We start from the raw sequence: 5,893 nt of genomic DNA, 5'->3' as shown, positions 1-5,893 counted from the left end.
CCGAGGCACGGGCTCAGCGCCCGCGCAGCCGCCGCACCAGGATGCTGGCCTCGCCGCGCTGCTCCAGGTCCGCCAGGACGACCGCGATGGCCTCCCGCACGATCCGGCCCCGGTCCACCGCCAGGCCGTGCTCACCGCGGAGCACCAGCCGGGTGTGCTCGAGGTCCATCAGCTCCTCGGCGGACACGTACACGGTGATCTTCTCGTCGTGCCGCTCGCGCCCGCTGGGGCGGCGGGGGGCACGGCCACGCGGACGGGGCCGCCCCGCGGCACCCGTCTGGTCCTCGACCGCACCGGCGTGCTGGCGCGGCGCCGGGGCCGAGGTCCGGCCGCCCGGCTGTGCGGGGGCGGGCACGGAGGCGCCCGCCGTACCGGTCTCGCGGCGCGTGCTCCGTCGGCCGCCCGCCTGGTCCCCGGACCGGTCCGCGCCGCTCCCGGCGCGCTCCGGCCCCTCGCCGCCGTCGGCCGGGCCGACGCCACCGGCCGCGGTGACCTCGTCGGCGCCCTCGGCGCCGTCCGGGTCACCGGCGCCGTTGACCGCCCGGGCGGTCTCCGGTCTGGGCGCCTCGACGGCCGAACGCGACGCGAGGGACGGCGAGAGCGCCATCCCGCCGGTGGTTCGGAACAGCTCGTCGGCCCCCGGGAGACTCACTCGGCGGGGCGGCACCGGTCGAGCACCTCCCTGGCGAGCTGACGGTAGGCGGCGGCACCGACCGAATTGGTCGCGTACGTCGTGATCGGTTCGCCGGCGACGGTGGTCTCCGGGAAGCGCACGGTCCGGCCGATGACGGTGTGGAAGACGTGCTCGCCGAACGCCTCGACGACGCGCGCCAGCACCTCGCGGCTGTGCACGGTGCGCGAGTCGTACATGGTGGCGAGGATGCCGTCCAGCCGCAGCTCCGGGTTGAGCCGCTCGCAGACCTTCTCGATGGTCTCGGTGAGCAGCGCGACACCGCGCAGCGCGAAGAACTCGCACTCCAGCGGCACGATCACGCTGTGAGCGGCCGTCAGCGCATTGACCGTCAGCAGGCCCAGCGAGGGCTGGCAGTCGATGATGACGAAGTCGTAGTCGGGCAGCAGCGGCCTCAGGGCGCGCGCCAGCGCGGACTCCCGGGCCACCTCGCTGACCAGCTGCACCTCGGCGGCGGAGAGGTCGATGTTGGACGGCAGCAGGTCCATGCCCGGCACGGCCGTCTTCAGCAGCACCTCATCGGCCGTCAGTCCGCGCTCCATGAGCAGGTTGTAGACGGTGACGTCGAGTTCCATCGGGTTGACGCCGAGTCCGACGGAGAGGGCGCCCTGCGGGTCGAAGTCGACGAGCAGCACCCGGCGGCCGTACTCGGCGAGCGCGGCACCCAGGTTGATGGTCGACGTGGTCTTGCCGACGCCGCCCTTCTGGTTGCACATCGCGATGATCTGGGCGGGGCCGTGCTCGGCCACCGGCGCCGGGATCGGGAAGTACGGCTGCGGACGTCCGGTCGGGCCGATCCGCTCGCGGCGCTGCCGCGCGGCGTCGGGGGCGAGCGTGGCCGCGTACTCGGGGTCCGGCTCGTACTCGGCGTCGGGGTCGTCGTAGGCGCCGTAGGCGAACTCGCCGTAGGCCAGGCCGTGGGCCGGCAGTTCGGCGTCGTAGTCGGTCACCGTGGTCACCTGTGCTGTGTTCTGGCGTGCTTCGAAAGTACGGAGAGCGACCGAGCCGACCTCGGCCGAGCCCACGGAGGCCTGCCTGGCCCCGGACTCCCCACTCGGCTGGCCGGCGGTGTGCTCCGCCAGCCCTGGCTGACCACCCCCGGGAGCAAATGTCGACTCATTCACAAGTCGTCTTACCTCCTTGGGCATCCAGGACTCTATGTCGATTCGTCAGCGTGGCAGCATGCCGACGGTTTGCGACTCTAGGCCGTTCAAGGCGTTCGCAGCAACACAATCCACGGTAGTGGGCAGGATGTGTCGACTATCGGGCAACCCTCTGTCAAGGGATGTGAGGGCCCTTGACCCTAACGTTTCTGCGGTGGGGTGACACGACCCACAGAAATTGACGACAGAGCGACCCACCCGTTCCGCCCTCGAAGTCGTCACGGGGTTCACCCGTCGTTCACACCGCCGGCGGGGGCTCGGCGCCACCCCGTGGACGGGCACGGCGAAGCCCCCGACCCGAGGACATCGGGTCGGGGGCGACGCGGGGTCAGGCTCAGGCGAGCACGGACTCCAGGGAGACCGACTCCAGGCCGAACGCCTCGGCGACAGCGGCGAAGGTGATCTGGCCCTCGTGGACGTTCAGACCCTTGGCGAGCGCGGCGTCGCGGCGCAGCGCGTCCTTCCAGCCCCGGTTGGCCAGCTCGACGACGTACGGCAGCGTCGCGTTGGTCAGCGCGTAGGTGGAGGTGTTCGGGACGGCGCCCGGCATGTTGGCCACGCAGTAGAAGACCGAGTTGTGGACCTGGAAGGTCGGCTCGGCGTGCGTGGTCGCGTGCGAGTCCTCGAAGCAGCCGCCCTGGTCGATGGCGATGTCGACGAGCACGGAGCCCGGCTTCATGCGGGAGACCAGCTCGTTGGTGACGAGCTTCGGGGCCTTGGCGCCCGGGATCAGCACCGCGCCGATGACCAGGTCGGCCTCGATGACGGCCTTCTCCAGCTCGAAGGAGTTGGACATGATGGCCTTGATCTTCGTGCCGAAGATCTTGTCGGCCTCGCGCAGCTTGTTGATGTCGCGGTCCAGCAGGGTCACGTCGTAGCCCATGCCGATGGCGATGGTGGCCGCGTGCCAGCCGGAGACGCCGCCACCGATGACGACGGCCTTGGCCGGGTGGGTGCCGGGGACGCCGCCCGGGAGGGTGCCGCGGCCGCCGGCCGGGCGCATCAGGTGGTACGAGCCGACCTGCGGGGCCAGCCGGCCCGCGACCTCGGACATCGGGGCGAGCAGCGGCAGGGCGCCGTTGGCGAGCTGCACGGTCTCGTACGCGATGGCGGTGGTGCCGGAGGCGACCAGCGCGTCGGTGCCGGCGCGGTCGGCCGCCAGGTGGAGGTACGTGAAGACCGTCTGGCCCTTGCGCAGGCGGTGGTACTCCTGCGCGATGGGCTCCTTGACCTTCAGCAGCAGGTCGGCGGTGGCCCACACCTCGTCGGCGGTGGGGAGGATGGTGGCGCCGGCGGCCACGTACTCCTCGTTCGGGATCGAGGAGCCGACACCGGCGTTGTCCTCGATGTAGACCTCGTGTCCGTTGCGGACGAGCTCATGCACGCCGGCGGGCGTGATGGCCACGCGGTACTCGTGGTTCTTGACCTCGCGGGGGATGCCGACCTTCACGGCTAAACACGTCCTCTTGCCATGGGGGTCCCTACCGGAGAAGACCGGCGGGCGACGCGCACGGGGGGAAGCCTCCGGATGGCACCGGGGCACGGCTCGATGCGCGACTGAGTACGAGTGTAATGAAGCCCAGGCGGCGTGTCAGCCTTCCAAAGTGAATAAATCTGCCGAGCTCATTGGCAGGTTCGTAGGCTTCCATCGCGATCTTCCTGTCAAAGCCGCGCTGACCGGGCATATTCGACAATACTCCCGAATCGTGACCTACCACCCGGCGGAGGCCCGTTCCCGCAGCTCGGCGAGGGCGGCGGCGACGGCCTCCCGGCCCCGTTCGTCACCGATCCGGCGCAGTACCGAGAGCGATGCCCGGTACTCCCGCTCGGCCTCGTCGAACCGGCGCTGGGCCGCGTGCGCCTCGGCCACCCGGGCCAGCAGCCGGGCCTCGGCGGCCTGGTCCCCCATCGACTGCCGGACCCCCAGCGCCCGGCCGTACCAATCGGCGGCGCGCACGGCATCGCCGAGCGCCCGGTGGCAGCCCGCCGCGCCCTCCAGTGCGCGGGCACAGAGCGCCTCGTCGTCGGCGGTCCTGGCGTGCTCCAGGGCCGCCCGGTAGTGCCCGGCGGCCTGTTCCCAGCGGCCCGCGGCGGCCTGGAGGTCGCCCAGGTTGAGCAGCGCGGCCGAGGCCCGGCGCGGCCGGCCGTGGCGCTCGGCCACCGTCAGCACCAGCTCGTGCAGCTGGTGGAGGTCGGCCGGGGCGGCGGCGCCGGTCAGCGGCAGCGACCGGAGCAGCGCGGTGACCAAGCGGCCCGCCGAGCCGTCGAGATCCCCCTGCCCGATCGCGTCGGCGACCGCGCCGAGCAGCGGGTCCCGCTCGCCGAGCAGCCACTCCCGGGCATGGGCGGCGGACTTCAGCCGCAGCGGACCGGGCAGCGGATCGGGCCCGGCGCCCTCGGACGGGTCGAGCAGCGAGCGGGCCGACTCGGTGAGCCGGACCAGCCGCTCCAGCAGCCGGGCCCGGGCCAGCTCGATCTCGGCGGGCCGGTCGTCCCGCTCGCGCAGCCGGACCAGCCGGGGGTGGAGCCGGCCGGGGACCCGGTAGCGGGCGGTGCCGTCCGCGGCCGGCGGCTCCTCGGCCAGCAGCTCCCGCTCGGCGAGCGCGGCCAGGGTCGTCGCGGCCTCCGGGGCCGGACAGCCGACCAGCGCGGAGGCGGTGCGGGGGTCCGCGGACTGGGCGGGGGCCAGGGTGAGCGCGCGCAGCATCCGGGCCTGCGCGGCGGTCAGACCGGCGTAGGCCAGGGTGAAGGCACCGACCAGCGGGTCGTTGTCGGGCACCGGGACGGGTTCGGCGGGCTCCGGCCCGGGCCGGACCCAGGCGGCCGGGTCACGGGCCGGCTCCTCCGGCGGGGCCACCGCGGCGGCCGGCTCCGGCCCGGTCGCGGCCGCCCCGCGCCGCCCCTTGCCCCGCTCCCCCTTTCCCTTCCCGTTCGCCGCCGGCTCCCGGGCGCCCTTCGGCGCCGGGGGGTCCACGGGCTCCGCCGACTCCTTCGCGCCCTCCGGCTCCGCCTTCCCGGCCTCGGCGACGGCCCGCAGCAGTTCCTTCGCCGCCTCCGTCACCGCCAGCTCCGGCTTGCCGCGCAGCCGCCCGGCCATCAGCCGCAGCGCGGCCGGCTGGGAGCCGCAGGCCTCCGCCAGGTCCGCCGCGCCGACCGGGTCGCAGCCGATCCTGGTGCCGCCGACCAGGTCGCCGAGCAGCTCGGCCGCCGCCGACCGGTCGAGCCCGCCGAGGATGACGGGATCGATGTCCTCGATCCCGGTGAGCGGCCCGGCCGTGGTGGCGAGCACCAGGCAGCCGGGCTCGTCCGCGAGCAGCGGCCACAGCTGCCCGGCGTCCCGGACGTCGTCCAGCACCAGCAGCACCCGCCGCCCGGCCAGCGCGGCGCGCAGCGCGACGCACGCCGGATCGTCCCGGCCGTCCCCGGCGGCGCCGGGCAGCGGGACGTGGGCGGTGTCCGCGCCGAGCTGCTCCAGCAGCCGGCGGGCGGCCCTGGCGGGCGGCACCCGGCCGCCGTCGGGGGCGGACAGCCGGGCGAACAGCACGCCGTCGGGGTACTGGCCGGCGACGGTGACGGCGAACCGGACGGCCAGCGCGGTACGGCCCGAACCGGGCCGCCCGGCCAGCACCAGCACCGGGCTGCGGCCCTCGGCCGGACGCGCGGCGGCGGCCCGGAGCGCGGCCAGCTCGGTGCGCCGGCCGACGAACAGGGCGGGGCCGGCGGGCAGCCGCTCCAGCCCGGGAACGCGCTCGACGGGCGCGCCGGTCCCGGCCTCCATGGTCGCCGTCTTCCTCGCCACCCGTGCCACTCCCGACGTCACCCAGCACCGACCGGCGGCCGCCCCCGACGGACGCCCCGTCTGCGAAGCGTAGTTCGGCCGTCCGCCCCGACCGAGGTGACATCCGGTCGTACGAACCGGTAAATCACCCCCCCGGCCGAAACCCGGCCGACGACCCGACAGAACGCACCCCGCCAGGGCCCACCGCCGAGCCCGAATCCTCGGTTCCCGACCCCCGCGCCCCGAGCCCCCACCCAACCC

At 74.4% G+C, this 5,893-nt stretch carries 4 protein-coding genes; all 4 read right to left on the bottom strand.

Going from position 1 to position 5,893, the window contains the following annotated elements; all coding sequences use genetic code 11:
- Positions 1 to 13 precede the first annotated feature (13 nt).
- The 4 genes from VR45_RS17425 to VR45_RS17410 all read right to left on the bottom strand — a co-directional run bounded on the left by VR45_RS17425 (position 14) and on the right by VR45_RS17410 (position 5,653).
- Positions 14 to 607, bottom strand: coding sequence for a hypothetical protein (locus tag VR45_RS17425; RefSeq protein ID WP_078896607.1), 594 nt, complete (start codon positions 605 to 607; stop codon positions 14 to 16).
- A 41-nt stretch (positions 608 to 648) separates the two neighbouring features.
- The gene (locus tag VR45_RS17420) at positions 649 to 1,815 is read right to left on the bottom strand and encodes a ParA family protein (RefSeq protein ID WP_078896606.1); all 1,167 of its coding nucleotides are present in this window, start codon (positions 1,813 to 1,815) and stop codon (positions 649 to 651) included.
- A 373-nt stretch (positions 1,816 to 2,188) separates the two neighbouring features.
- Positions 2,189 to 3,304, bottom strand: a complete 1,116-nt coding sequence (gene ald / locus VR45_RS17415; protein ID WP_045940690.1) for an alanine dehydrogenase — start codon at positions 3,302 to 3,304, stop codon at positions 2,189 to 2,191.
- A gap of 261 nt (positions 3,305 to 3,565) precedes the next feature.
- Positions 3,566 to 5,653, bottom strand: coding sequence for a tetratricopeptide repeat protein (locus tag VR45_RS17410; RefSeq protein WP_159394242.1), 2,088 nt, complete (start codon positions 5,651 to 5,653; stop codon positions 3,566 to 3,568).
- Between the last annotated feature and the right edge of the window lie 240 nt (positions 5,654 to 5,893).

This window comes from Streptomyces sp. NRRL S-495 (assembly GCF_000966955.1).
GTDB classification, from domain to species: Bacteria; Actinomycetota; Actinomycetes; order Streptomycetales; family Streptomycetaceae; genus Kitasatospora; species Kitasatospora purpeofusca.
Note: the sequence above shows the minus strand (reverse complement) of the source record. Positions and strands in the feature narration are given on the sequence as shown.